Origin of the sequence: Parablautia sp. Marseille-Q6255 (assembly GCF_951230155.1) — a bacterium.
GTDB lineage: Bacteria > Bacillota > Clostridia > Lachnospirales > Lachnospiraceae > Choladousia.
Genome location: NZ_CATNVD010000025.1, coordinates 24,770 through 50,273, shown reverse-complemented (window position 1 = coordinate 50,273; position 25,504 = coordinate 24,770). Strand labels below are relative to the sequence as shown.

The window sequence follows — 25,504 nt, the reverse complement described above, 5'->3', positions numbered from 1 at the left end:
AAATGAATATGAGGAACAATATCTTGAAAACATCGAGGAGAATGCAATAAAAATAGCAAGTTAAACTTCGCTCAGAACAGAGAAAATTGGTTACATTTAATTTGTACTTTTTCTTGACATAGGACCATTTCTTGGAATAAAGTCAAACCATCCTCTGGTCTTATTGCCAAGGGACAGCTTGTTACGAATCTCTGCATTGGTAATAACTAAGCTGTTGTTGGAGATGTAGGCGATTTTCTGACCATTTTCTTTGAAGGCCAGTTCATTGTTTGAGAGCTCAGCAGTGAAAGCATTTCCTACTTTACCAAGCTCAATAAGAGCTCCTTTAAAGCGTATATATTCTTCAAGGAGCTCCTGATTAGTTGCGATATTGTCCTTCAGTTCATCTGTGACAGCAGAGAAATCCATGCGGATCTCACTACTGTTTTGCGTAATCGTGGATTGAAAATCCTGCTGGATAGTTGCCATTTCTGAGCGTGAGATGTATTCTTCTCGCACGGTTAGACTGATTTCTTCTGAAGTTTTGGAGATTTCTGAGTAACACTCGCGTACGCTTTCCTGTAACGCAGTAACATCATCAATTACTGTGTCAGTTGCTTCCTTCGCATCTTTGGCTGTAGCTTCTGCGGCATCCGCCTTTGCTATCGCACTTTGTATTTCTGCGGTTTTTCCAATCAAGTCATCGGTGAGTTCAGTGATATTTTCATTCTGTTTGGCCGATAGGGAAGTCAGCTTGATGCCGCTGGCTCCAATGGTTATGGTGTTTCCAGACGGATTTAAGTAATCTACGGTCTTACTCATGCAGGCATAGCGTCCATCAATGCCATGAGGCGGAGATGAGCAGTTCACAAACTGTCTGGCATGAATGCTTCCAATATCGGCACCGGTGTCTGATTCATCCACAATGGTCAGTTCCATACTGGTGATACCGGCAATAAGCTCTGCAAGACGGGCCTTTGCTTTACGGAGAAGGTTGCTCGGAAGCGTGACATCATCCCAGACTTCTGTGGTCCAGATCCAGCCGATTTCTTTTACAGCAGTTTCATCAAATATATAATTTAGCCCATCGTTTACAGAAGTGATATCAACACGTTCATCGGATTCGACTTCATTTCCTTCTTCATCGGTTGTCTTTTTCTTTGCTCCAAGTGGGATAAAAGCTGTAATGCGCTCAGTATGGTCGCGAGATATTTTGGCATCCAACAGATTCTTTCCGTATTCTACAGATTGAATGGAGCGTTCATTAAATTCAGCAAGATAATCCAAAACTTTCCCGGCATCCGTATAACGGACCATTAAATAACCACCATGTGTATTGATCAGCTTGCTTTTGATGGCATCCAGCGTGCAGGAATATTCGGAATTGCTATAACTGATATAGTCATTGTTATCCGTGACTGTAATATTTCCTAGCTTGAAACGCTTCTTTTCTTCGACTGCCTTATTGTGGACAGATAGAAAATATTCCAACAGACCTTTGAGGGGTCCTTTATAGGAGAAAGGTGGCTGCTGGCTATCCTTGAGATATGCCAGAGCCGATTCACAGGTCCAAGTGTGTGTATTATAAAAATCACTGCCATCGTTTAAGGCACGTCCTTCAAAGACCGTTGCATCGCCTTTTTTGCAAACGATGGTAGAAGCCATCGGCCAGATAGAATTCAAATACGGATGATTAAAGGGAGCAGACAGTGTCAGACTGTCGATGTTTTCGGCATCTTCAGACAGCTTTGCTTCTGTGATAGCAAGCTGAGATAACTGTGGATGATAGAAAAGCTGACCGTCTACAAAAATACGAAAGATACTCATAGGCGCCCCTCCCTGAATCGAAAAGTTGTGGTGCCGGTTCCTTGGATTGTGACTGTATTTCTGCCAGCTTGTAATTCAAATTCTGGAAGAGTCCAAATACCGGCGCTCAGTGATTTCCTGAAAGAATCACTGCCGATTGTCCAACTGAGAGATGTTTCGACGGTGGTCGTGATGACAGGAACCACAGGCATAAAATCATTTTCGATAATGAGCGTACCGGAACCAGTTAGATTAACGATGGTCTCTTTATTGTGATAACGATACGAATCTGCATCTTCACAGGAAATCGCAAGCTGGCCTTTACCTGAAAGTGGATCATATTCAGATGAAATCTCTAAAGTACCGATAGCATACAGCTCTGGCTCTTCGCTGGTCGATACCTGTACTAATTGGCCCACATATCGGTTTGCTATCTCAGATACCATTTGGTCATATTTTGCTCTGGTTCCCAGCATAGAAAACGTTAAAGAAAAGCTCCGAGGCTGATAGGATATACGCCCCAGAGCTTCTGTATAACGAATGGGAGAGTTCCTTCCCGGCACTACAATCGTGTTGCTTTGCGACTGTGGTACAGGGAAAGAGATGGTTTCTCGGAGCCAGCCCATAGAAGCGACTGATGTTCCGTTTAATTTAATATCCGGTGTCATAGACTGAGCCTCCTTTGTAACTTTTGAGTTTTGCCGAGCTCACCATCGATTGCAGGGAGCAGGTGTCCAACAAGTGTACCGTCCTCAAGGTAGATGCCTTTACTGGAATTATCCGCAATGACTGCCAGATATTTTTCCATTGCACTGGTATTGAGATGACTGGAAATCATCGTTTCTAGCTGTTTGTAGAAACCGGCGAGAGGAAGGATAGCTTCTGCACCGGCTTCACCTCCAGCCATCAAAGAAGTTCCATTCATTCCAAAGATAGTAGGACTGGTCATGATACCACCTTCCTTGTACCAATCGATAGAAAGATGTGGTACAGAAGGTGGAGCGATAGAAAATTTACCAGTCACCTTGAAATGCGGCAGTTTTATATGTGGAAGAGAAATTTTCATGCCAGAGAAAAATCCCTTGATGGCATCAACTACACTTTTGACCTTGTTCTTTGCGACTTCGATAGGAGTAGTGATGGCGGTTTTTATTCCATTCCACACGAAAGTGGCGGTCGATTTGATTCCGTTAAAGATACTGGCAACTGCGCTCTTTACAGAATTAAATACAGAAGTGACCGTCGATTTAATGGCGTTGACCGGAGTCGTGACTGCTGTTTTGATTGCGTTCCAAACAGTGGTCGCTGTGCTCTTTATCGCATTGAATACCGTCGTTACTACAGATTTGATTGCATTGACGACGGTAGTAACTACGGTTTTTATCGCATTCCATACGGTCGTGAATACTGTTTTGATGGTATTCATCACGGTGCTGATAATCGATGCTACCGCTTGGATGACAGTGGATACCTTGGATTTAATTGCATCCCAGACTGAGATAATAATTTCTTTACAATTCTCCCAAATAAAACGAAATGGAAGTGTGATAATATCAAATGCAGCACTTAAAATGGAACCTATCGCCATGATGCCGGCGGTTACGACATTTTTCAGTGTCTCCCAGATGGTGGTAAAGAACGTAGCAATACCGTTCCAGATTCCTTCAAAGAAGGTCTTGATATTGGTCCAGACCTCATTCCAGCTAGTGCCAAACCAACCAAGGACCACATCTGCGACACCTTTGATGACATTGAGTATGTTTGAAAAGAAGCTGCTGATTCCATTCCAGATAGAAGAAAATATTTCTTTTATGCCATTCCATGCCTGCGACCAGTTCCCGGTAAAGATGCCGATGAAAACATCCAGAATGCCGGTGATTACTCCGGTTACTGTGGAGAGAATATTTGCAATATTGTTAAACACTCCTTCAAAGATTGGAGCAAGGATCTGACAAAAACCGTTCCATACTGCCTTTAGAACATCCACAATATCAGTGAATTGAAATCCCAGAGCATTCAGCCTATCAACAATGCCTTGACAGAAACCGGAGATAGTATCCTTGATACGAGTCCAAGTCCCAATAATCGCATCACGGAAGCCTTCGTTGGTTTTCCAAAGATGAACAAAGGCAGCCACTAAAACAGCGATAACTGCAACAACAGCCAGCACGGGAGCAGAGATGCCGCCAAGAGCAGCACCAAGTTTACCCAGAACCCCGGTTCCACCTTGAATGGCGATCTTCAATTTGCTAATACCATTTGCCAGTTTTACAAAGCCCTGCATCGCCACACCAATTTTGGATATGGTCGTTCCAATGATAATTAGGAGCGGTCCGATAGAGGCTACCAAAAGAGCAATGGTAACAATGGTCCTCTTAGTACCTTCATCCATTCCGTTGAGTTTATCTACAAAGCCTTGTAACTTTGACACGATGGAGCGGATGGCAGGCATCAGGATATCACCAAAGGAAATGGCAAGCTCCTGAAGCTGTGACTTTAAGATGGTGATTTGACCGGCAAGATTATCCTGCATAGTCATAGCCATTTTTTCAGCTGATCCGTCACAGTTTTCAATAGCAGAGGACAGCTTTTCGATATCGCCTTCGCCAGCATTCATTAGAGCGAGAAAGCCGGACATGGCATTCTTACCAACAAGTGATTCTGCAGCTTGGGCTTTTTCAGATTCTGTTAAGTTACCGAAAGCAGAACGACAGTCTGCCAAAATATTGGAAAGATCACGCATGGAGCCATCCGCATTGGTGGTAGCAATAGTGACATCTCCGATAGCCTTACCACTGATTTTTACATCACCGGCAAGGTTATTCATGATAGTACGAAGAGCAGTACCAGCCTGAGATGACTTGATACCGGCATTGGCCATAAGACCAATCGCTTCCGCAGTATCTTCAGCGGAAAACCCAAGCGCACCGGCAATAGGAGCACAGTATTTGAAGGTTTCCCCCATCATAGATACATTCGTATTGGCATTGGAAGATGCTGCTGCAAGGATATCTGCGAAATGACCGGAGTCTTTAGCGGAAAGTCCGAAAGCGGTAAGAGCATCGGTCACGATATCAGAAGTGGTTGCTAGGTCCTCACCAGAGGCAGCAGCCAAGTTCATAATGCCTTCGATACCAGATAACATATCTTCTGTTTTCCAGCCAGCCATCGCCATGTAGTTCATAGCTTCTGCGGCTTCAGTTGCAGAAAATTTAGTCTTAGCGCCCATCTCACGAGCTTTATTTCTGAGGGCATCGAAGTCCTTACCGGTAGCACCAGAAACAGCAGCCACCTGACTCATTGCAGAGTCAAAGTCAGCTGCTGTTTTTACTGCGGCGACACCAACACCACCTATTACAGTGGTTACGCCCATCATCTTTTTACCGGCGCCAGCGATGGAATTGCCAACGGCCTCCATCTTTTGACCAGCCACATCTATTTTAGAAAGTGCAGTGTTTGTAGTGGCAGCTTCCTGTTGCAGGCGTCGTAATTCTTCCTCAGTCTCTACGATTTCACGCTGGAGAGCGTCGTATTTGTCCTGACCGAGTTCGCCATTTTCCAGCTGTTGTTTGGCCTGCTCCTGTGCTACCTTGAGTGAATCCAGCTTTTCCTTTGTGGCTGCGATGGCATCTTTTAAGAGTCTTTGTTTTTGAGAGAGTAGTTCCGTATTGGAAGGGTCCAGCTTCAGAAGGCGGTTGACGTCCTTCAAGGCAGACTGTGTAGAGCGGATTGAAGTATTGACCGACTTTAAGGCTTTATCTAGGCCGGTCGTATCACCGCCAATTTCAACGGTGATACCTTTGATTCGGTTTGCCAAGTGTACGTCACCTCCTTAGAATTTGTCGAAGTCCTCCTGCGTTGCGATTTGCTGGTATTTCACATCGTCATTCGCCTTTTCCGTCCAGATGTCCATAACCATTCCAATGGTCAGAAGATCAAGATCTCGAATAGAGATGCCGATTTCTATGCAACGCAGGAGAAACAACGGTGTGGTCATTTCCCGGCTACTGCGATGAAGTTTTTTTTAGATTCGATTTCTGTTTGGAGGTTCATGCCCCAAAGTTCGAGAATTTCAGGAAGTACCTCATAGATGGAGAACATCTCGAATTCATCCAGCCATTCCTCAATGGTTGACGGAATACTATGGTCTGCATGGTAGGCCATGATATAGGCCACATTCTCAAAAATCTCCAAGTCCTCGATCTCAAAGGATGAACCATCATCAGAGTTATCCTTATAGGATGATTCAAGGCGTGAGAGGTCTTTGAAGATATCACGCTTGAATTTTGCACGGTAGAGTCTGGGAATAGTAGCGGAGGAACGGAATTTGACCTGCTTATCACCGATTGCAATTGTTTTTTCTAACATGCCTTACGTCCTCCTTATCCTTCTGTCTTAGGTACCGGCACATAAACCTGCTGATACCAGTTCTTGTAGGTTTCTGCGTCAGTCTCATCACCGGTACGGCTCTTTACAAGACCATCTTCTCTAGGGTCAGCAGTGAGCGTGAGCTTTTCTTTACCAGGCTCGATGGTGTCTTCTTGGGTTTCAGACTCGATGGACGGACGAGAGGAAGTGCAGTTGTATAGTACATGGCGAATGCTTCTGACATCACCATCAAACTCGAAGAGTAAAGCGAACTTTTCAAGCTCAGTGATGCTTGCGTTTTCAATGAGCACACCATTTGTGTCCAGTTCTTCCTTTAGGATTTCTGTACGGAACCATTCCGGAATGAGTGCAATTTCCAAATCACCGCTGTAACCGTTGTTTGCAGTGGAACGGAAATATACAATACCGTCGGCATAGAACGGAGAACTGTCACCCTCCGCATCTAAGCTGATGCTGACTGCTCCGGGGATAGCTTTCGGTTTGGCGTAGGTAAAGGCGCCATCCTCGCCACGAGTCAGCTTGGCGGCATGAACATTTTTCAGGTTATATTTGACTTTATTACCCATGTTGATTAAACCTCCATTTCAAATGTGTAGAGGACTTCATAGAGCTTCTCGCTCTCAATCCAGACCTCTGTTTTGTTATAAAAAATGCCGTGCTCGTCAAGCACAGCTTCTAGTGTTGCTTCCAATGCCGGGTCCTTACTATCACAGTAGAGTTCAATATGGACCTCATTGATTTTGTAATAGACACGGCCATCTGCAGAGAAATTATCACTTCCCGGAAGCAGGTAGCAGATAAATGGTGGATTTGGTGATTCTCCCTCAGCAAAGTGGTCATAGGCAAAGGGAAGGGCCATCTCCGATAGAATCTTCAGTAATCTATCCATTTTTCAGACACCTCTCAATCTCAGACTCCAGTTCTTTGATACCAACTTCTTCTGCAGGAGCGATATGAGAACGACCGGCCACACGACCACCGCCACGTTTGGCATGACCAAATTCAAGAAGGTGAGCTAGCTGATAGCGATTTCTGGAATACACAGTGACTTCTAGCGATTGGGAAGTTTCCTTGGTGTTCTTCACAGACCAACTCTTGCTGTAGGCGCCGGTATCCTTTGGAGCAGTACTTTGAATTTGCTTTTTAACTGTATTACCTGCTTTTTTGACAGCGGCTTTCATATCTACTGTTGCGAGGTCCGCATATTCGGTCAATTCCTTCATTACGGCATAGGCAAGACCGTCAATTTTTACTTTCTGGGTCATGTCATCGCCTCACTTTCTGGCAGGAGAGCTTGATACATTTTCGTTTAAAATTCATATGGTCTACTGCCAAAATATCATATAGTTCATTTCCAAACTGAATCCGATATCCTGTAGAAGTGAGAATAGCCACTTTCTTGCAGTAACGGATCGTGAAATCAATCTTGGAATCGTCTATCACAAGACCGGTATCGGTGGATTCCTTCCCAGCTTCTGCACTAACGGTGGCATAGCAGGTGTAGTAATCTTTCCAAGCGTTCTTTCGATTTCCGATTGCATCAGAGATGACTTCATTCTTCTGAATATAGATGCGGACATTGAGTAGCTCAATATTCATCAGAAGGCCTCCTTTCTGGATCCGAAGAGAAGAGAGCGTAAAGTCAGTGTCAGAGCATGATGGTCTGCTTCTTCACGGTGTTCGTAAAGATAGGCGACAGCGTAATAGATGGCAGGCTTTGCATTTTCACTTTCTTCAAAGGCATCCTGATCCTGTCTTGTGATATCCATGCAGAGGCGTGTAGCCGATGTGATGAGTGTTTCAATGAGAAAATCGTCATCGTCAAAGTCCACTCGTAGATACTGTTTCATTTCTTCTAAAGTGATAATCATCGTTATCGCCTCCAATCTTGAAAAGGTGGGCAGCGCCATCGAAAGAGGACGACGCTGTCTTTCATGCTTAGCCCTTAGAAGAACCATTGAGTTTCAAAATCTGTACTGCTTCCGGGAGAATCAGCTTGCCATCGACACGTTCCTTTGCCACATAGCCAATCATACCGTTGCCTGCAAAGAGCTCAGTGAGCTGCTTGAAGGAGCGAGTACCACGATCGCCGATGTTGTAGTAACTATAATCACCAAATGCGATGGCGTTCTCTGGTGCATACGCAGAGGTATGAACAGCATAACCCAGTACCTTATCCGGTTCACCGGACTGGTAAGATGGCTGCCAGATGTATGCGCCATTGTTGTCCTTCAGTTTGCGAAGCTGAGCCAGTGTTTTATCATTCATGATGAAACTTGCATTCTTACGATACGGACGCTTAAGAGCATATACCAGATCAAGCATATCATCAGATTTGATCGCAGCAGAAAGTGTACCGGCTACCGTACCACCACCAGTTGCAGCAAAAAGTCCTGTCGGTTTACCGGAACCGTCTCCATTGAGGAATGCATCCTCTTCGGCATTTGCCAAAGCCTTACCAAACTGATCGATGATGTAATTTTCAAGACCGAAGGCATTATCATAGAGAAGTTCCTCAGTTACCTTGATAGCTACATGGAGCTTGTGTGCATCCAAAAGTATCTGACTGAAGGTTGCATCAGAAAACTGAAGAGCACCGCCTTCTTCAATCCATGCAGCTGCAGGTTTCGTAGCAGCGATGTTGATCTTATGCTCACCGGAAGTTGTGATGGTGTGTCCAAGACTTCTCATGATATTTTCTTCGGTAAGAACATCAATCAGACGACTGTCATATTCCTCCGGAACAAGGTAGCCACCGTCTGCATCAACACCTTCCTGTAAAATATTAGATACCTGACGGAAGTTGGTGCGGAGTGCCTGAAGCATACCATTTTTGTATTCATCAGAAGCACGACCGGTTTTTATAGGCTTATCTGTGGTAGAATTGCCCGGCTTAGTAGTGAGTGGTTTATTTACCGGCTTATTAAGCTCGGCATCCAATGCTTCTTGTCTTTCAAGACGAGCGATTTCCTTGCCAAGATCTGCGATTTCCTGTTCCATTCTGGAATAAGTCGCATCGTCCTCTGCAGTGAGAGTACCTTTTTCGGTACGATGAGAATCAAGAAATGCCTTTGCAGCATTCCATGCAGTATTGCGCTTTTCACGCAGTTCTAAAATAGTCATAATCGAATACCTCCATTAAATGTGTTGTTTGATTAGGTCAAGACGCTCCATGAGAGAATCTACGGAGCGTTCTGGTATTTCTGGTTTCTTGATGTGGCATTTGGCAGCCAGTTTATCCATAAGAGAGTTGGTGACAGATGCACGAGAGAAGAGCATAGGGCTAGCGATGTTATTTTCTACAGGTATCTCTGCAGGTCTTGTAAGGATTTCATCGGCAAAGCCCATATCGATGGCTGTATGTGCATCCATCCAAGTTTCTGCATCCATGAGATGGGATAGCTTGGCGCGACTCATACCGGTCTTGATTTCGTAGGCATTGATGATGGATTCCTTGACTTCATCTAGCATGGTGATTGCCTTCTGCATCTCAGAGGTATCTCCCATAGCTGCTGTCATTGGGTTATGAATCATTAGCATGGATACTGGAGATACCAGCACCTTTGTACCAGCCATAGCGATGACAGATGCAGCAGAGGCTGCGATTCCATCAATCTTCACAGTGACATTTCCGGGATACTCCATCATCATGTTGTAAATTTGAGCTGCGGCCACGCAGTCGCCTCCCGGAGAGTTAATCCAAATGGTGATGTCTCCGTTTCCGGCAAACAGCTCATCTCGAAAGAGTTTAGGTGTGATATCGTCGTCAAACCAGCTTTCCTCTGCGATGGTGCCGTTTAGAAATAGTGTCCTCTCTAGTGTCTGCTCCTGCGTCTCCTGATTGGTCACCGTCTGATTCTTCCACTTCCAAAACTTCTTCATCGTTCTCGTCCTCCTTTCCTTCAGCAGTAGTTGCTGCGAATATTCCTGCATCCTCCAGCTTGGTCATGTTTCCATTGATGAGATATAAGTCACCACCAAGTTCCGGTGGGATGAGGTCTAGATTTTCAAGTTCACGGATATCATTTGCGGACATCCAGCCATTCTGCCTTGCAGTAGCGTAACCGTTCATACGACTTTGGTAATCGCCACGTAAGAGGCCGTCAACGTTGAACTTTACAAAATAAGCAGCTTTCTCCGATTCAGATAGAAGGGCTCGGTTGATGGACTGCTCCCAACGGACAATCCAGGGCTCCAAGGTGTACTTCACAAATTCGAGAGATTGCTGCTCAATATTAGAAAAGCTCGACTTCTCAAGATCACCGACCATGTGTGGCGGTACTCTGAAGATTCGAGCTATTTCATCAATCTGAAATTTTCTTGTTTCCAGAAACTGTGCTTCATTTGGGGAGATGGAGATAGGCGTGTATTTCATGCCTTCTTCCAAAACAGCTACCTTATGAGAATTGTTACCAGAGAAGCCTTTGGTCCAGCTTTCTCTGACAGCTTCTGGATTTTTTACAGTGCCGGGATATTCCAGGATGCCTCCTGGTGTGGCACCGTTTGCAAAGAACTTAGCACCGTATTCCTCTGTGGCGATAGCAAGTCCGATAGCGTTCTTGGCCATAGCAATAGGAGAGTAACCGACCAAACCGTCAAAGCCGAGGCCCGGAACATGGAGAACATCGGACGATTTCAAGATTACGGTTCCATTTTTCATGGTAGGTGCATCTGAATCCTGCATTTGATATTGGTAGTAGAGGTGACCTTTATCGTCACGATCCACACTCATTCGATTGGCCATCAGCGGATAGAGCGCGATGACTTCGCCTTTGCCATTTCGTATAATTTGCGCATAGGCATTTCCATAAAGGAGAAGATGCGTCATCAAGGTCTCTCGGAAGACAAAAGATGTCATTTCCGGATTTGGCTCATCGTGAATCAATCGATACAGAGGATGCTTGATTGCCTTTTCTTTACTACCGGAGTCAGTGTATTTATAGATATGGACCGGAAGTCCAGCGATGGACTCGGAAAGAATCCTGACGCAGGCATAAACTGCGGTCATCTGCATGGCACTTCGTTCATTGACGGCTTTGCCAGAGTTGCTTCCACCAAAGAGAAAACGATAGGCGCTGCCATTGGTGCTGTTGGTGGGCTTGTCTCTGGAATGAAATAGACCCGATAAAAATCCCATAAATATTCCTTTCTGCCTTAAGAGGCGTATAAAATTCAAAGTTTCGTCACAAAATAATTTATGCAAATGCTTGCAATTGCAAGCAAAAGCGAATATAATAAAGAAAAAGGAGGCGATACTATGGCAAATACATCCGCTGTTTATGCAAGAATAGATACTAATCTCAAGGATAATGCCGAGAGCATTCTTTCTCAGCTTGGCATTTCTCCATCCAGTGCAATTCAGATGCTTTATAGCCAGATCGTACTGAAAAAGGGTATGCCGTTTGAATTGAAACTTCCTTCTTCTAAGCCATTAGCTGTTGGTGCAATGACCAGAGAAGAACTTGATGCAGAACTCCAGAAGGGTGTTGATTCCATCAAAGCAGGAAAGGTATATTCTGCAGATGAAGTCGACGCGGTACTTGCAAAGGAGTTTGGCATATGACGGATAGCTACAATGTCGGCTATTCTGTAGATGCACTTGGTGATTTACGTGAAATCTATTCGTATATTGCGAATGAACTTCTTGTTCCGGAGACAGCTGCAGCTCAGCTGGGGCGCATACGAAAGGAAGTTCGTTCATTGGATTTTATGCCAGCTCGTTATACGTTAGTTGAATGGGAGCCTTGGCATTCGATGAAAATGCATCAGCTTCCGGTAGACAACTTTATTGTGTATTATCTTGTCGATGATAAAGAGAAGAAAGTTACAGTAGCACGAATATTCTACGGTGGTCGAGATATCGAAGGAATTATAAATTCAAATAAATAAACAGAAGTGGAGCTTTTTGTGTGAAAACAAGAGCTCCATTTTTATATGAATAAAATTCCTCTGTCATCATAGACAGAAGTGCCTGTATTATTTCCACAGCGGATCGCACGGTCAAGTCCCATAATAGTGGCGACGGCTCCGTCGATTTTCTCTGTGGATTTTTCTTTGTCAGCCTTTATATTGCCAGCTGGATCAGTGCGGATATAGATGTTATCCATCATCCAACGGAGTACCGGATGACCACTGTGAGCCAGCTTTTGCTCCAGCGTTAGCTTCATAAGTTCCTTTGTCGGTGGGGACATATCCTTAAATCCCTGACCGAAAGGAACAACAGTAAAGCCCATGCCTTCAAGGTTTTGAACCATCTGAACAGCTCCCCAGCGGTCAAAGGCAATCTCTCTAATATTGAATCGTTCTCCAAGACGCTCGATGAATTTTTCAATGTAACCGTAGTGGACGACATTTCCCTCAGTAGTTTCCAGAAAGCCTTGTCGTTCCCAGACATCATAAGGGACATGGTCTCGCCTTACTCGAAGTTCCAGCGTATCTTCTGGTATCCAGAAGTACGGTAAGATGCAGAACTTGTCATCCTCATCCAGCGGAGGAAATACCAGAACGAAGGCTGTAATATCCGTAGTTGAGGAAAGATCCAGACCGCCATAGCAGACACGACCCTCTAAGGATTCTTCATCAACTTTGAAGGAGCAGGCATCCCATTTTTCCATTGGCATCCAACGGACTGCCTGTTTAACCCACTGGTTGAGTCTTAGTTGCCTAAAGGAATTCTCCTCACCGGGATTCTGTTTTGCAGATTCACAGGCAGCTTCGACTTTATCGATACCGACCGTGATTCCAAGAGAAGGATTGGCTTTCTTCCAGACCTCTGGGTCTGTCCAGTCATCGGTTTCGTCGGCACCATAGATGACCGGATAGAAAGTTGGGTCGATTTTTCTTCCCTCCAAGATATCCTTGGCCTTCTGGTGTGTTTCATAGCAGATGCTGTTTGTATCCGTTCCGGCGGTAGTAATAAGAAAGTAGAGTGGTTGCGTTCTGGCATCACCGGAGCCTTTGGTCATAACATCAAAGAGCTTTCGGTTAGGTTGAGTATGTAGCTCATCGAATACGACACCATGAATATTGAAACCGTGCTTTGAGTAAGCCTCAGCGGATAATACCTGATAGAAGCTGTTGGTCGGTTGGTAGACAATACGTTTCTGAGAAGCGAGAATTTTTACTCGCCTATTCAGTGCAGGACACATACGCACCATATCTGCAGCAACATCAAAAACGATTGTTGCCTGCTGGCGGTCAGCTGCACAGCCATAAACCTCAGCTCGTTCTTCGCCATCACCGCAGGTAAGGAGTAGGGCGACAGCGGCCGCAAGCTCTGACTTGCCCATTTTTTTAGGGATTTCCACATAGGCAGTATTAAACTGTCGATAGCCATTCGGTTTCAAAGTGCCAAAGATATCTCGTATAATTTGTTCTTGCCAATCGATAAGTTCAAAGGGCTTACCGGCCCATGTGCCTTTGGTGTGGCAGAGACATTCAATAAAATTGACTGCGTAATCCGCCATCTGTTTATTGTAGGTGGAGTCCGCAGCCATGAAGCGTGTCGGAGTGTAGTTTTCAAGCTTACGCAAATGCATGCGCCTCCTTTCGCAGAAATAAAAATAGCCGTCTGGTGGCGACGTCTATAACGAGGAACAGCCCCATTTGGGACCGTCCTGCCTGATATTCTTTTCGGGTGAGTTAGTTTAATTCGTTAAGCAGGATACAAAGTGCCAGGTTGGCCTCTTCACAGGTTGGTTCGATGTCCCAGCCTCTGTCGTAGTTGGCGATCCATTCACCATCCATCTTCAGGCTGAGCTTTGAAATCTTACCGCCGTTGATGCCATAGTCTTCACTAGGATCTTCAAAATATTTGACCCAGTATTTTATACTTTTGTATTTGCCGTCTTTCTTCGGGATTCCGATGGTTCCTTCTTTCCACATGGCTTATGCCTCCTTTATCGTCATCTTGATTGCAGGGATAAGGGCGTGATCGCCGGTCTTCAAATCGGTGTAGCGTGCCTTGACTGTGGTAAGGCCTGCCATGCTGATTCCGTGCTTCTCGAAGGCTGCGAGGGTTTCGATGAGACTTGAGAAGGTGGAGCTGATTGTGAATTCTGTGATACCGTTTGATTTCAAGGTCTGAGCGATTTCTTCAATGTCATAATCCCAAATGACCTCGTTAAAGTCGATGAGCTCATTTCCGTTTTCCTTGCTGGTTCTGTAAGCCCAGAATAAAGTTCCGTTGATTCCGAGGTTTTTAAGGCTTCTTGCGTTCTGCTTGATGGCTTCTTCAAATGTTCTGATTTCTTTCATGGTAGGTTCCTCCTAAAAATGTGTTTTTCTTTTGGTAGTACTATATATCACTCTAAAAGCACATAATAGCAAGTCAATTCGGGGCATATAGTACACAAATATTCATGGAGAAAACTGTGCATTTTAGTCGTTGATCGAAACTTTTCGGCAGCGGTCCACACCGTAGATTATGTTAAGTCCGGAGCCGTTGTCCCAATTTACCATGATGCTTCCGGTATCGTCGACACCGATGACAGTGCCACGTGTGCCTGATGGAGGCGCCTGCGCGTCGTCCATCTGGATTAGCTCAACACGTGTACCAGTAGGATAAAGGCGGCGCTGGCGGGCCACCTGTTCCTTACTTGGAAATTGCATGGCCTTCACCTCCTTTGAATGCGCTGTTACCCGGAAGATATCTCATCAGGATTTTACGGTCTGTTTTGTACTCGTTTCCGATGAAGCCGAGGCGAAGAAGGAAACAGCGGAAAGCGTAGCGTTCGTTGTCTACTGGCTTTTCTGTGGCGCTGATTCGTTTTTGATCCTTGCTCATTTTACAAATGGCAGCAATCAGTGTGCTGTAGGCATGGACTTCATCTGGCTCAGGAAGTTCTGAAAACCAAGGAAAGGAAATGCTGTCTCCATTCAGTTCAAAGCGTAGGTCATCAATGTGCAGTGCACGCTTGATGAGAAATCCTTTGGCATCCAGAAGGTTGGTTAGGTTTCCAACATTGACCTTGTCCAGCGGAATGGTAATGTTAAGTCCAGTTTCTTCTGTAGAAGTTGATTTAGCTTCAGGTTCCTGAGCCGGATGAAAGTCTGTTTCTTTCGGACAGTAGCAGCTTGCGTTCAAGAGGGCAAGCAGTTTGTCGTATTCAGCTTGGCTCATAGAGTCCGGGCCTTCAATGTTTCCTTCTCGTGTTAGGATAAGGTCCCCAACCTGATAGGCGTAGGAAGGAGCTCTCAGGTATTGAGGCTTTGTGTTTTTGTACTCGCCAAGCAGGGCGGCCAGCGGCTTTCTTTCGGTTGCGTTTAAAATGATCTTCATGTAGGTGTCCTCCTTTGTTTTGGTAGTACATATATCACTCTAAAAGCACATAATAGCAAGCGATATCGGAGAAAAACATCGACAAATATGTGCCTTCTGGATTGTGTACATTACCGACTTACAAAAGAGTGGCATCCTCAGCTTCCGGAGCGATTTCATCGTAGGAATAGGTTAAGCCATCACGGATGATGGAGACTTTTTCAGAGGAGCCGACCTGTTCGATGTAGCGTTTGACGATAACATCGCAGAATTTCTCATCCAGTTCAATGGTGTAGCAGATACGACCCGTCTGTTCACATGCGATGAGTGTGCTGCCGGAACCACCAAACGGATCGAGGACCAGAGAGTTGGTCATGCTGGAATTCATAATCGGATAGGCCAGAAGAGGAATAGGCTTCATTGTAGGATGATCACCGTTCTTTTTAGGCTTATCAAATTCCCAGATGGTCGTTTCTTTTCGTCCGGTATACCATTGATGTTTACCAGATTTCTTCCAACCAAAGAGGCAAGGCTCATGCATCCACTGGTATGGGCTGCGTCCAAGAACAAGGGATTGCTTTTTCCAGATACAGCAGCCAGAGAGATAAAAGCCAGCATCGGCAAAGGCTCTACGGAAATTGAGTCCTTCGGTGTCTGCGTGGAAAACATATATAGAAGCATCATCTGCCATCGATTCGTACATGCGAGTGTAGGCATCGAGCAAGAATTGATAGAAAGCATCGTTTTCCATATTGTCGTTCTTAATCTTACCGGCGCTACCTTCATAATTGACATTGTATGGAGGGTCAGTCACAACCAGATTTGCCTTCTTTCCGTTCATCAGAAGTTCATAGGTTTCAGGCTTTGTGGAGTCACCACAGACAAGACGATGATCACCAAGGAGCCACAGGTCACCGGCTTTTGAAAAGGTCGGCTTTGCAAGCTCGGCATCCACATCGAAGTCGTCATCCTGAATACCTTTTTTTGTATCTTCTTGGAACAGGTTTTCCAGTTCTTCCGGCTCAAATCCGGTGAGAGAGACATCGAAGTCAGCGCCTTGCAGGTCAGAGATAAGAAGGGCCAACTTGTCGTTATCCCATTCACCACTGATTTTGTTGAGAGCAACATTCAGTGCTTTCTCTTTATCCTCATCCATTTCAACAATGACGCATTCCACTTCCGTGATGCCCATGTCGATGAGGACCTTTAGTCTCTGGTGGCCGCCAACGACACGAGAGGTGGTGGCATTCCAGATGACAGGTTCGACATAGCCGAACTGCTCAATGGAGCGTTTCAATTTTTCATATTCTTTATCGCCGGGCTTTAGATCTTTTCGAGGATTGTAATCAGCAGGAAGAAGCTCTGCGACATCTTTCTTTTCAATTAGCATGATGCAGCCCTCCTGTGTAATAGTTTTTTTAATCCCTTGAAAGCAGCATCTATGTCACCAGCTTTAGCCTGCCCTTTGAGCGTGCTAAACTGCTGGAAAGTTAAATGCTTGCGATATTTCTTTAGCAAGCTCATAAATTCCGATAAATCCATATCAATTTCCTTTCCGTGCCAGTAGAAGACGTTCCATTACATCATCCTGTGGTGTGGCTCCGTTGTATTCAGTGGCACAATTTTCTTTTACGATTTGGTAGATTTCCATCCAGAGACGATTGGTTTGGCTCATGAAGTTCTGACTCATAGCCACATAGGGTGATTGGATAGCATTGCCAGTGGTCGGATGCTTTGCAAGAAAGCCAAACTCAGTGATCGCTTCCTCACATTGAATCCAACGAGCAACACTCATGGCATAGCGCTCCAAAAGCTCAGGAGAGACGAGAGCAGCACAGCCACGTTCATGCAGCCAGTTCCATGTTTTTTTATAGACATCCGCAGCAACCAGCTTCTTACCGTTCTTTTGCTTAGCAGATAACATCTTGGATAGTTTGGGCATCGGCTGACCTTCTAAATCGACGGTGCTGTCTGTAAAGTCGATGACAGTCAACTCACGTTTGCCTGGATTTCCCTCAGCGATTCTCTCAGCTAAGGGCTTTTTCTTGGCTCCAGCGCCGATACGAGCGCCGCCACGGTTTGTACCGTCCTTAGCCATTTGTACACCTCCAGTTCAGGGGCCTATATACCCCGTTTGAAATTGCGACTTTGTGCGTGAGACCCCACGCCCGTTCCCCGGTGACTTCACCGTAGAGAAGTAGACCGCCCCTGCCGGTTGTGCCAGCGGTCGCCATGTTCCGCATGAATCTTGGCATGGCAGGATTTGCAAAGAGCCATCAAGTTTTCTCTATCATGTGTTCCACCTTGTGAAAGAGGCTTTATATGGTGTATCTGCTCGGTTGGTGTGTAGACATCATTCTCAAGGCACCTTTCACAAAGCGGGTGGGCAGCAGCATAGCTGTCACGGATACGTTTCCATGCACGTCCGTAGCGACGCTTGGTATTCGGATCTCGGTTGTACTTCTCGTAGCGTTTGGCTTCCTTCTTTTCATGCTCCGGACAGAAGCGTCCGTCTGTCAGATTAGGGCAGCCGGGATAGGAGCAGGGACGTTTTGGCTTTCTTGGCATCGTATTCCTCCTTCCGTTTGGGTATAAGAAAAGCCCTGCAGGATTCGTCCCACAAGGCTTTCTACGATTCTCACTTTCGCTAGTATAATAATATCAGAAGAGCTTAGTGTCTTTCTATGTCATTTCATGTCCACCTTCATAGGAAGCCGGAACTTTTACTTCTTCCAGTGCCTTTCCATGAAGTTTGTGGATGTAACGCAGCTCATATCCCATATCAACAGCAATCTGCTCCCATGTGATAAAGCAGAGGTAGCGTTCCTCAAGCAAGGTCTGGTATTCAGTATTGCCGACCTGTTTGATAACCTCCACGATTTCCTTCTTTAACGCCACCAGCTCTATGACGTCTTTGCTGATTTCATCCTCCAGCTCGATGATGTCAAGAATGGCAGATTCCATTCTTGAGCCTTCACGGTTAGGACTCTTTGGCATATCGGAGTAGGACGGTGTGCAACGGGTAGCTAATTCATTTAAGGAATCGATCTGTAACAGTTTGCTTTTGATTCTATTATCCAAGTAGCGTGCTTGAGATAAGTATTCTTTTGCAGTCATTGATTGGTACCTCCGAAAAAATAGATTTCCCTCGGATTGGCACGGATTGTCGTATTTCGTCGAAGATTGTCATAGATTTGCTTTTACCGCATCGATAAGGGCGTTCTGGGTCAGCTCCTTTTTGGAGAGAGCCTTTAAGATGCGCTCATCGATGGTTCCTTTTGTGATAATGTGTTCTATCACCACGGTTCCAGAAGTCTGGCCCTGTCTCCAGAGACGGGCATTGGTCTGCTGATATAATTCCAGTGACCATGTCAGCCCAAACCAGATGAGGGTGGAACCACCAGCCTGCAGGTTGAGCCCATGACCGGCAGAAGCAGGATGAATGACTGCGACTGGTATCTTTCCGGCATTCCAGTCGGTGATATCCTTGCTGGATTTTATTTCTCTCACATCAAAGCGTTTTTTGATACGAGAGAGGTCATGCTTGAACCAGTAAGCCACAAGGACCGGTTTTCCGTTTGCGGATTCAATGATATCTTCCAGCGCATATAGCTTTCTGTCATGGAACTCGATGATGTCGCCGGTATCGGAATAAATGGCACCGTTGGCAAGCTGGGATAGCTTTCCGGTGAGAGAAGCTGCATTGGCAGCAGTGATTTCTCCATCTGGGAGTTCCAATACTAGCTCCTGCTTCAATTCTTCATATCGGGTCACTTCATCTTCGGATAAATAAACCTCGTATTCAGAGGAGATAAGTTCTGGCATTTTTAGGTGGTCTGTCGATTTCATGGAAATAGTGATATCGGAAATCTGGCCATAGATGCGTTCCTTTGCATATGGTTGTGGCTTGTAGGAATAGATGATCTGCCCATTCCTCTTGTCCGGCACGAAGTAGTTGTTTCGGTATTCGGTAATGAAGCGTCCGAGGCGTTTCCCTAAATCCAGCAGTCGGAACTCTGCCCATAAATCCATGAGACCGTTACTGCTTGGCGTTCCAGTCAGGCCAATGATACGTTTGACGCTGGGCCTTACCTTCAGGAGAGACTTGAATCTCTTTGAATTGTGATTCTTAAAGGATGAGAGCTCGTCGATGACCACCATATCGTAGTCGAAGGGAAAACCGCTGGATTCGATGAGCCACTGTAGGTTTTCTCTATTGATGATGGTGATGTCTGCACCAGCCATCAAAGCAGCTTTTCGCTCTTTCGGGGTGCCCACACAGACAGCGAAGGTCAGGTGATTCAGGTGCTGCCACTTTCTGATTTCTGCAGGCCATGTATCTCTGGCAACTCGAAGTGGGGCAATCACCAGAATGCGATGGGCCTCAAAGCTGTCGAACAGCAGGTCTGCGATGGCAGTCAGGGTGATGACTGTTTTTCCAAGACCCATATCGAGCAGGACTGCTGCCACAGGATGCGTCTCAATATAATCAATGGCATATGTCTGATAATCATGAGGTGCGAAGTTCATCAATCATTCCTCCAATCTGCTCGATGCTATCAATTACATAGACACGAAAGCCCAAAGAGCGAAGGAGCCGGTGCCTTGCCTTTTGCAATGGGCGTGGGGATTCTCCCGGTGCTTTTAATTCTGCAAAGGCAAACTTCCCATCAGGTAATAAGATCAGGCGGTCGGGCATACCTGCGAAAGAAGGAGACACGAACTTCGGTGCGATACCACCAGCCTTTTTTACTGCGGTTGTCAATTTCTTTTCTATCGTTTTTTCTAACATACTTGTCCTCCATCAGGCCGTTAATTTGAAGATGTGCAAGGTGTATCAATGGTATTTTCCATACTTTTTCTTACTGATATTTTTATAGGCCTAAGAAAAGTTTTATATAGCACATTGATACACCTTGTCATTTGTGGCCTTAATTCATAAAATCTTCGTCTGCACCAGTGTCTTCACGTAAGTGCAAACCTTTAAAGTAACGCTTTCTGTTCACCGTAATTCGCTCAAAGCCAGCCTTCTCCAGTGCAAAGTAGAAGTCAGCGGTACTGCGCACATACTCATTGCAGTCCAAAGAATAGTTGCGGTAAGCCTGATAAAGAGAAGAGGAACTTTCTTTATAGGACGGGTCGACTTCGCATTTATCTGCAAGGAAGTGACCGAACCAGTCGTTCTGACTGCGGTATTCATCGATAGCTTCCTGCACGCAATCCGGCACGGGAATCTGGTAATCAGACTCGATGACCTTTTTGGCACCTTCGATGACCCACGCCAAAATGCTACCGCCAGCGTTGTCGTAAAGGTACTCGCTATAATTCTTGATGTCGCTGCTGCCGGTAATCTTGGCGTTGAACGGGATGACGATAAGTCGTCTCCAGATGCCGTCATCGGATGCAGAGACACGAGGCAGATGGTTGGTGTAAAGCACCAGTGTGTGACAGGGCTTGAAGGAGAACGGGTCCTTGTATTTCTTCTCAGCAAAGACGTCATCTGTGGAGCAGAGTTGCTTAACGGTGGAATCATTCAGACGAGCACCTTCTTGCATCTCGGCAGCGATGAGGAGTCTTTTACCTTTGACCTCAGCCATTTCAGGCTTGATGTTTCTGCGGCATCCGACAGTGAGCGTATCTGCAGAAATGTTACCGGAGTAAAGACCAAGTACTCTGGAGATAGCATTCCAGAAGGTGGATTTGCCATTACGTCCATCACCGTAGGCGATAATAAGTGCTTCTACGTAAACCTTGCCGATGGCAGCCAGACCACAAATCATCTGAACATAATCGATGAGTTCCTGATTACCCTGAAAGATGAGGTCAAGGCAGTCCAGCCAAATCTGCTGTCCCTTGTAATTTGGAGATACCGATGTAATTTTGGTAATGAAATCTTCCGGCAGATGTTCTCTGGCACCGGCCATTCCTTTGCGCAAGTCATAGGTTGCTTCTGGCGTACACAGAGCAAAGCAATCAGCATCAAGGTCACGAGGTGAGATCTCCAGCATTGGACGGGACTCTTTCAGTGTAGAAGTGATATTCTTGGAATCTCTGCGTTTTACGGCGAACTGCTGATATGTCTTTGCGGCCATAAATTCCTGATAGGCTTCCATCTGATCCTCATTCATCAGTTGTTCTGCTTTGTTTTTAGACATGGAGTCGAGAAGGGACTGTGCACCGGAGTTTTTCAGCTTATCGAGTGCTTCGAGCATATCATTGCCAGCTTCCTTTAGTTGCCTTCTGGTAAGTTCGTGGGCCACTGCCTGCGCACCCGGTTCAGATTCCTGCCAGTAATGGTTAGAGTATCGGATGAAGTGGGTGGCTGGAGAGTAGCGGAGCTCACCAGAAAAGTATTTTGCTAATACCTCAGCTTGTCCAACATCGGAAAAATCTCCGGGTTTGTAACAGGAAGGATCATTATATACTTCCGGTGCAATGTAGCCGTCCTGCTGGGAGAGTCTTGCATAAAAACGCTGGGCACTGTGCCAAATAGTAGCGAGCTCGGCTGCTTCCAGTGGAGGTGTGCACTTTGTTGATTCCTCCATAAATGTTTGATATGCTTTGTCGCTGTCTCCGTATTTTTTGATGACACGACCAGCGAAACGAGACATGGTGGCATTTCGGCTTCCTTCTGGGATAGCGGATCCATTGTATTGACCATCCGGTAAATCCACATCGAATAGGTCCTCATCCAAGAATTCAGTCAGATTCATGCGTCCTGGATAAAGGGCAACATCTGCAGTGGTCGTTCCAAAGAAGAAACGTGCTGCATCCAGCGCCTGTGTATCGAAATACGGAAAGATGGAATTGACCAGCTTCTTCATATCGCTGTAAAGAGAGGAATCCGATATATATTCGATTGGAAACAGGACATGAAACTTTGGCCTTGCAGCCTTGCCGTTTTTCTCACGGTTATTGTAGCGGCTATAGTGGATCGCAAAGCTGACGCCAGGAAAGGCCTGCATGATATTATCAGGAGTAACCCAATCATCCGGATTTTCAGAGTGGTCGTTATCGCAATCCACAGGAAGGCAGTCGCTGCCAATGAAGTTATCGCCATTGCGGTAGTTGTTTTTATATTCGGCACAGACATAATCATGGCAGATAGCAGCTTTCAGGCTGTCCTCATCTAAGATGACATGTTTGTGCGGATAGGAGCAGTTGCCAGGATTACCGGTAACGTCTGCAGAATAAATGGTGAACATTAGTCATACACCTCCTTGGATTCATCTTCCAGAACCTTGGTGATAAATTTTAAAGCACGGATCATGGTTTCCAGTTCGCAATCACCACCGAGGCAGACCTCAAAACCGTTACTGCCACAGCGAGTGGTATAGCTATGAATTTCCATGTCTGTGCAGGCTGCATCTTGAATACGAAAATAGGTGCGTCCACCGTGACCGGTATCACCGCCACAATAGCCCGTGGTTCCAGCCTCAACTTCTAAGATATTGCAGCTGATGACGTCTCTACTGTATGTTGTGATTTCGGTTCCGTCTTTTAATATCCTTGAATTTTCTTTTACTTCGTACATGTGTTAAACCTCCTCAAGATTTTCAGTGAAATAGCGCAGGCGGTAATTTTTCCACTTGGCTCGTTTGATTTCTGCTTCCATGCCAGGAGATATATGACTTCCAAAAACCCAAATTTCAGAACATTTGCTCATGATGGCATTTCCAAAGAAAAGGCCAAGTTCACGTTCTTTCGGGTCATTATCGTTCAAAAACTGTGGAAACAGCAGGTGTGGCGCGATGGGGATGTATCCTTGCTCCACTGCAAAGCGGCTGTAGGCTCTGGTAGCAGTTACGTTCTTTTCGATGTCTCCGGCAAAGGGAGAGCAGATATACACGATTGGTCTGAAAGCACGTAGTGCACGGGTCTCGTTTTCGATTGAAGAAAGAGCACCGAAAGCAGTAGGGTCAGGATAGCCTTCATTGTTGTATTTGCTGATTGACATGTCAGGTTCCTCCTTTCCGGATGGACATGGAAAAAGGACGCCCATCTCTAATATCCATTGGAGATGAACGTCCCATTTTGACGAAAAACAGAAATGAAATTTTCTATCTCCACTATTAAATGGAGATGAGTTTGCCGTTTGGCCGAAAAAATCTAATCTTTTTTATAAAAAGGTGTCGTATAGCCATCGGCTCTTAAAAGCAGTCCCTTGGCCCAAGGTGGTGTACGGCCCATTTGCTCACAAACTGCATCCAACGACATACTGGGATCCGCTTCGATGACAACTTCATCGTGAATATGCATGACGATAGAACAGCAGCGGAGTGTCTGCATAGCATAGCAGAGAATATCACGAGCAGTTGCCTGTACGATGTTCTCAACAAATTTCGGACCGTAGGAATCGAGACGTTCCCACTTCTTTGTGCCGCCGATGCCTTCATAGGTGATACATTGGCCACCAAATTTATTGGTCCCAATCTTCGGTTTTACATACGCCAACTTTCTCCCTGATGGGAGAGTAATAAAGAGCATGCCACTTCTGCAGGAGAAGGTCAGTCCATATTCCGAAGTTGTGTGCTTGAACTTTACAGCTTCCATGACAGCATAGTCCACATCCCACCAAAACTTAACGATATTCGGGTTAGACTGTCTCCATGCATCTACCAGCGGATGGAGTTCTTCTTCGGTGAGCCCCATATCCAAAGCACCCATTGCTTTTAGTGCACCCACAGAACCACCGTATCCAAGGGCAAGTTCTGCAATTTTGCCTTTTTGACGGAGATGACCATTGATACCGTGTTTTTCAACAGGAACTTTGAACATTTGCGATGCAGAGGCGCAGTAGATGTCGCCGCCTTTGGCAAAGACATCTTGACGCCATTTTTCACCGGCAAACCATGCAATGACACGGGCCTCAATAGCAGAAAAGTCAGCCACCAAAAATTGTGCACCTTCTCTGGGAATAAAAGCAGTACGAATGAGCTGGGAAAGGGTATCTGGCACATCTTCGTAGAGAAGTTCCACAGCTTCAAAGTCACCGGAGCGCACTAGAGAGCGTGCCTCTGCAAGGTCTGCAAGATGATTTTGCGGTAGGTTCTGCAGCTGAATATTACGACCGGAGAATCTGCCGGTTCGATTGGCTCCATAAAACTGGAACATGCCACGGGCACGACCATCGGCACAGACAGTCTTTTCCATCGTCTGATATTTGCGGACAGATGACTTGGCCAGCTGCTGCCTTAAGGTGAGGACCTGTGAGAGCTTCGGAGAAGCAGATTTTAAGAGTTCTGCAACAGTTTTCTTGCCAAGGGTATCTGTCTGCAATCCATTATCTGAAAGCCATGCTTTCATCTGTTGGACGGAATTTGGATTTTCCAGCTGCGTGATTTCCTTCATGGTATCGGTCAGTTGCGTTCTGGAGCGAGTATCCATTTCAATGGCAGCAGCAACAAGTTCCATGTCCAAGCGTACACCATGGTCATTGATTTCTTGGTCTTGATGGTATTCATCCCAGACCTGATCCGGAACGGGAAATTTTGCGAGCCTCTGCTGGATGCCCATTTCGGTCTCCACATCTCGGACATTATATTTTTTGAACATGGCCCATTTATCCGGAGCATGGAAGGGGCGATTTCTTGTACGCTGCCCATTGGTCTTCGTGGGAGCACAGGGCTGGCAAAAATATTTGATGAGATCTTTTCCTTCTGAGATCTTTTGTTTTTCCAAACCGAGAACAGCACCGACACCTTCCAAGGAGAGTGGGAGTCCCATTGTAGCTGCCCAAATCATAGAGCAGCGCCAGCTTTCTGGATCCAGATATTCTCCGGTCGAGTATCCTAAGAAACGAGAAAGGCAGATGCGTTCAAAAGCTGCATTGAATGCCCACTTGATGACAGAGTCATCTTCCAGGGCGAGAAGGACTTCTTTGGGAATCTGTTCTCCGCAGGCGAGGTCGATAACTTGAACGGGCTGGTTGTCTACGCTATAGGCAAAGAGTAAGATTTCAAAATTTGGAGACTCCACATAGCGATAGACGCCTGTTTTCTGAAGAGGCACATCACTGTAGGTCTCAATATCAATACTGAGTGTTTTCATGAGATTGTCCTTTCTGTAAAA

30 protein-coding genes are annotated in these 25,504 nt (G+C 45.7%); 2 read left to right on the top strand and 28 right to left on the bottom strand.

The window, feature by feature from the left end:
* Positions 1-96: 96 nt before the first annotated feature.
* The 12 genes from QOX44_RS17125 to QOX44_RS17070 form a co-directional block, all read right to left on the bottom strand.
* On the bottom strand, positions 97-1,806 hold the full coding sequence (locus tag QOX44_RS17125; protein ID WP_283684944.1) for a phage tail spike protein: 1,710 nt from the start codon (positions 1,804-1,806) through the stop codon (positions 97-99).
* Entirely contained in the window at positions 1,803-2,453 is a 651-nt protein-coding gene (locus QOX44_RS17120) for a hypothetical protein (RefSeq protein ID WP_283684942.1), read from the bottom strand. Before QOX44_RS17120 ends, QOX44_RS17125 begins: the two co-directional genes overlap by 4 nt.
* On the bottom strand, positions 2,450-5,602 hold the full coding sequence (locus QOX44_RS17115) for a phage tail tape measure protein (protein WP_283684941.1): 3,153 nt from the start codon (positions 5,600-5,602) through the stop codon (positions 2,450-2,452). Before QOX44_RS17115 ends, QOX44_RS17120 begins: the two co-directional genes overlap by 4 nt.
* Positions 5,603-5,778: 176 nt before the next feature.
* Positions 5,779-6,153 (bottom strand): hypothetical protein, encoded by a 375-nt coding sequence (locus QOX44_RS17110; RefSeq protein WP_283684940.1) that lies wholly within the window; start codon positions 6,151-6,153, stop codon positions 5,779-5,781.
* A 14-nt stretch (positions 6,154-6,167) separates the two neighbouring features.
* A complete protein-coding gene (locus QOX44_RS17105) occupies positions 6,168-6,740 on the bottom strand; it encodes a major tail protein (protein ID WP_283684939.1) in 573 nt (190 codons plus the stop codon).
* 5 nt (positions 6,741-6,745) lie between these two features.
* Entirely contained in the window at positions 6,746-7,063 is a 318-nt protein-coding gene (locus tag QOX44_RS17100) for a hypothetical protein (RefSeq protein ID WP_044906147.1), read from the bottom strand.
* On the bottom strand, positions 7,056-7,439 hold the full coding sequence (locus tag QOX44_RS17095) for an HK97 gp10 family phage protein (protein WP_283684938.1): 384 nt from the start codon (positions 7,437-7,439) through the stop codon (positions 7,056-7,058). Before QOX44_RS17095 ends, QOX44_RS17100 begins: the two co-directional genes overlap by 8 nt.
* A gap of 1 nt (position 7,440) precedes the next feature.
* Entirely contained in the window at positions 7,441-7,773 is a 333-nt protein-coding gene (locus tag QOX44_RS17090; RefSeq protein ID WP_283684936.1) for a phage head closure protein, read from the bottom strand.
* Positions 7,773-8,045: a head-tail connector protein gene (locus QOX44_RS17085; RefSeq protein WP_044906152.1), complete on the bottom strand. Its 273-nt coding sequence runs from the start codon at positions 8,043-8,045 to the stop codon at positions 7,773-7,775. The genes QOX44_RS17090 and QOX44_RS17085 overlap by 1 nt, the downstream gene beginning before the upstream one ends.
* A 67-nt stretch (positions 8,046-8,112) precedes the next feature.
* A complete protein-coding gene (locus tag QOX44_RS17080) occupies positions 8,113-9,297 on the bottom strand; it encodes a phage major capsid protein (protein WP_257269674.1) in 1,185 nt (394 codons plus the stop codon).
* 15 nt (positions 9,298-9,312) lie between these two features.
* Entirely contained in the window at positions 9,313-10,056 is a 744-nt protein-coding gene (locus QOX44_RS17075) for a head maturation protease, ClpP-related (protein WP_283684934.1), read from the bottom strand.
* Positions 9,941-11,311 carry a phage portal protein gene (locus QOX44_RS17070; RefSeq protein WP_283684933.1) on the bottom strand — a complete coding sequence of 457 codons (1,371 nt, stop codon included), beginning with the start codon at positions 11,309-11,311 and terminating at the stop codon, positions 9,941-9,943. Before QOX44_RS17070 ends, QOX44_RS17075 begins: the two co-directional genes overlap by 116 nt.
* Before the next feature lie 120 nt (positions 11,312-11,431).
* Between QOX44_RS17070 and QOX44_RS17065 the strand changes: the two genes are divergently transcribed.
* Positions 11,432-11,737, top strand: a complete 306-nt coding sequence (locus tag QOX44_RS17065; protein WP_176930350.1) for a type II toxin-antitoxin system RelB/DinJ family antitoxin — start codon at positions 11,432-11,434, stop codon at positions 11,735-11,737.
* Positions 11,734-12,063, top strand: coding sequence for a type II toxin-antitoxin system RelE/ParE family toxin (locus tag QOX44_RS17060; RefSeq protein ID WP_283684931.1), 330 nt, complete (start codon positions 11,734-11,736; stop codon positions 12,061-12,063). Before QOX44_RS17065 ends, QOX44_RS17060 begins: the two co-directional genes overlap by 4 nt.
* 41 nt (positions 12,064-12,104) lie before the next feature.
* Here the strand turns inward: QOX44_RS17060 and QOX44_RS17055 are convergent, their stop codons facing one another.
* The 16 genes from QOX44_RS17055 to QOX44_RS16980 form a co-directional block, all read right to left on the bottom strand.
* Positions 12,105-13,712, bottom strand: a complete 1,608-nt coding sequence (locus QOX44_RS17055) for a terminase large subunit (RefSeq protein ID WP_283684930.1) — start codon at positions 13,710-13,712, stop codon at positions 12,105-12,107.
* A gap of 103 nt (positions 13,713-13,815) precedes the next feature.
* Positions 13,816-14,058, bottom strand: a complete 243-nt coding sequence (locus tag QOX44_RS17050) for a DUF7678 domain-containing protein (RefSeq protein WP_283684928.1) — start codon at positions 14,056-14,058, stop codon at positions 13,816-13,818.
* Between the two features lie 3 nt (positions 14,059-14,061).
* Entirely contained in the window at positions 14,062-14,430 is a 369-nt protein-coding gene (locus QOX44_RS17045) for a DUF7698 family protein (RefSeq protein WP_283684926.1), read from the bottom strand.
* A gap of 123 nt (positions 14,431-14,553) precedes the next feature.
* Complete coding sequence (locus QOX44_RS17040; protein WP_283684925.1) at positions 14,554-14,784, bottom strand: DUF4314 domain-containing protein; 231 nt, start codon at positions 14,782-14,784, stop codon at positions 14,554-14,556.
* Positions 14,768-15,454 (bottom strand): virulence, encoded by a 687-nt coding sequence (locus QOX44_RS17035; RefSeq protein ID WP_283684924.1) that lies wholly within the window; start codon positions 15,452-15,454, stop codon positions 14,768-14,770. The genes QOX44_RS17040 and QOX44_RS17035 overlap by 17 nt, the downstream gene beginning before the upstream one ends.
* Before the next feature lie 118 nt (positions 15,455-15,572).
* A complete protein-coding gene (locus tag QOX44_RS17030) occupies positions 15,573-16,823 on the bottom strand; it encodes a site-specific DNA-methyltransferase (protein WP_283684922.1) in 1,251 nt (416 codons plus the stop codon).
* Complete coding sequence (locus tag QOX44_RS17025) at positions 16,817-16,975, bottom strand: hypothetical protein (RefSeq protein ID WP_283684920.1); 159 nt, start codon at positions 16,973-16,975, stop codon at positions 16,817-16,819. The genes QOX44_RS17030 and QOX44_RS17025 overlap by 7 nt, the downstream gene beginning before the upstream one ends.
* Position 16,976: 1 nt before the next feature.
* Entirely contained in the window at positions 16,977-17,531 is a 555-nt protein-coding gene (locus QOX44_RS17020; RefSeq protein ID WP_283684919.1) for a P27 family phage terminase small subunit, read from the bottom strand.
* A gap of 86 nt (positions 17,532-17,617) precedes the next feature.
* A complete protein-coding gene (locus QOX44_RS17015) occupies positions 17,618-18,001 on the bottom strand; it encodes an HNH endonuclease (RefSeq protein WP_283684917.1) in 384 nt (127 codons plus the stop codon).
* 114 nt (positions 18,002-18,115) lie between these two features.
* Positions 18,116-18,397 carry a hypothetical protein gene (locus QOX44_RS18145; RefSeq protein ID WP_331488445.1) on the bottom strand — a complete coding sequence of 94 codons (282 nt, stop codon included), beginning with the start codon at positions 18,395-18,397 and terminating at the stop codon, positions 18,116-18,118.
* A gap of 222 nt (positions 18,398-18,619) precedes the next feature.
* Positions 18,620-19,963: a DEAD/DEAH box helicase gene (locus QOX44_RS17005; RefSeq protein ID WP_283684915.1), complete on the bottom strand. Its 1,344-nt coding sequence runs from the start codon at positions 19,961-19,963 to the stop codon at positions 18,620-18,622.
* Positions 19,944-20,225, bottom strand: a complete 282-nt coding sequence (locus QOX44_RS17000) for a VRR-NUC domain-containing protein (RefSeq protein WP_074748517.1) — start codon at positions 20,223-20,225, stop codon at positions 19,944-19,946. Before QOX44_RS17000 ends, QOX44_RS17005 begins: the two co-directional genes overlap by 20 nt.
* Positions 20,226-20,364: 139 nt before the next feature.
* Positions 20,365-22,638, bottom strand: a complete 2,274-nt coding sequence (locus QOX44_RS16995) for a phage/plasmid primase, P4 family (protein WP_283684913.1) — start codon at positions 22,636-22,638, stop codon at positions 20,365-20,367.
* Positions 22,638-22,967 carry a hypothetical protein gene (locus tag QOX44_RS16990; protein ID WP_009587727.1) on the bottom strand — a complete coding sequence of 110 codons (330 nt, stop codon included), beginning with the start codon at positions 22,965-22,967 and terminating at the stop codon, positions 22,638-22,640. The genes QOX44_RS16995 and QOX44_RS16990 overlap by 1 nt, the downstream gene beginning before the upstream one ends.
* Positions 22,968-22,970: 3 nt before the next feature.
* On the bottom strand, positions 22,971-23,390 hold the full coding sequence (locus QOX44_RS16985; protein ID WP_283684912.1) for a DUF7768 domain-containing protein: 420 nt from the start codon (positions 23,388-23,390) through the stop codon (positions 22,971-22,973).
* Between the two features lie 152 nt (positions 23,391-23,542).
* A complete protein-coding gene (locus tag QOX44_RS16980) occupies positions 23,543-25,483 on the bottom strand; it encodes a DNA polymerase (protein WP_283684911.1) in 1,941 nt (646 codons plus the stop codon).
* Positions 25,484-25,504 lie beyond the last annotated feature (21 nt).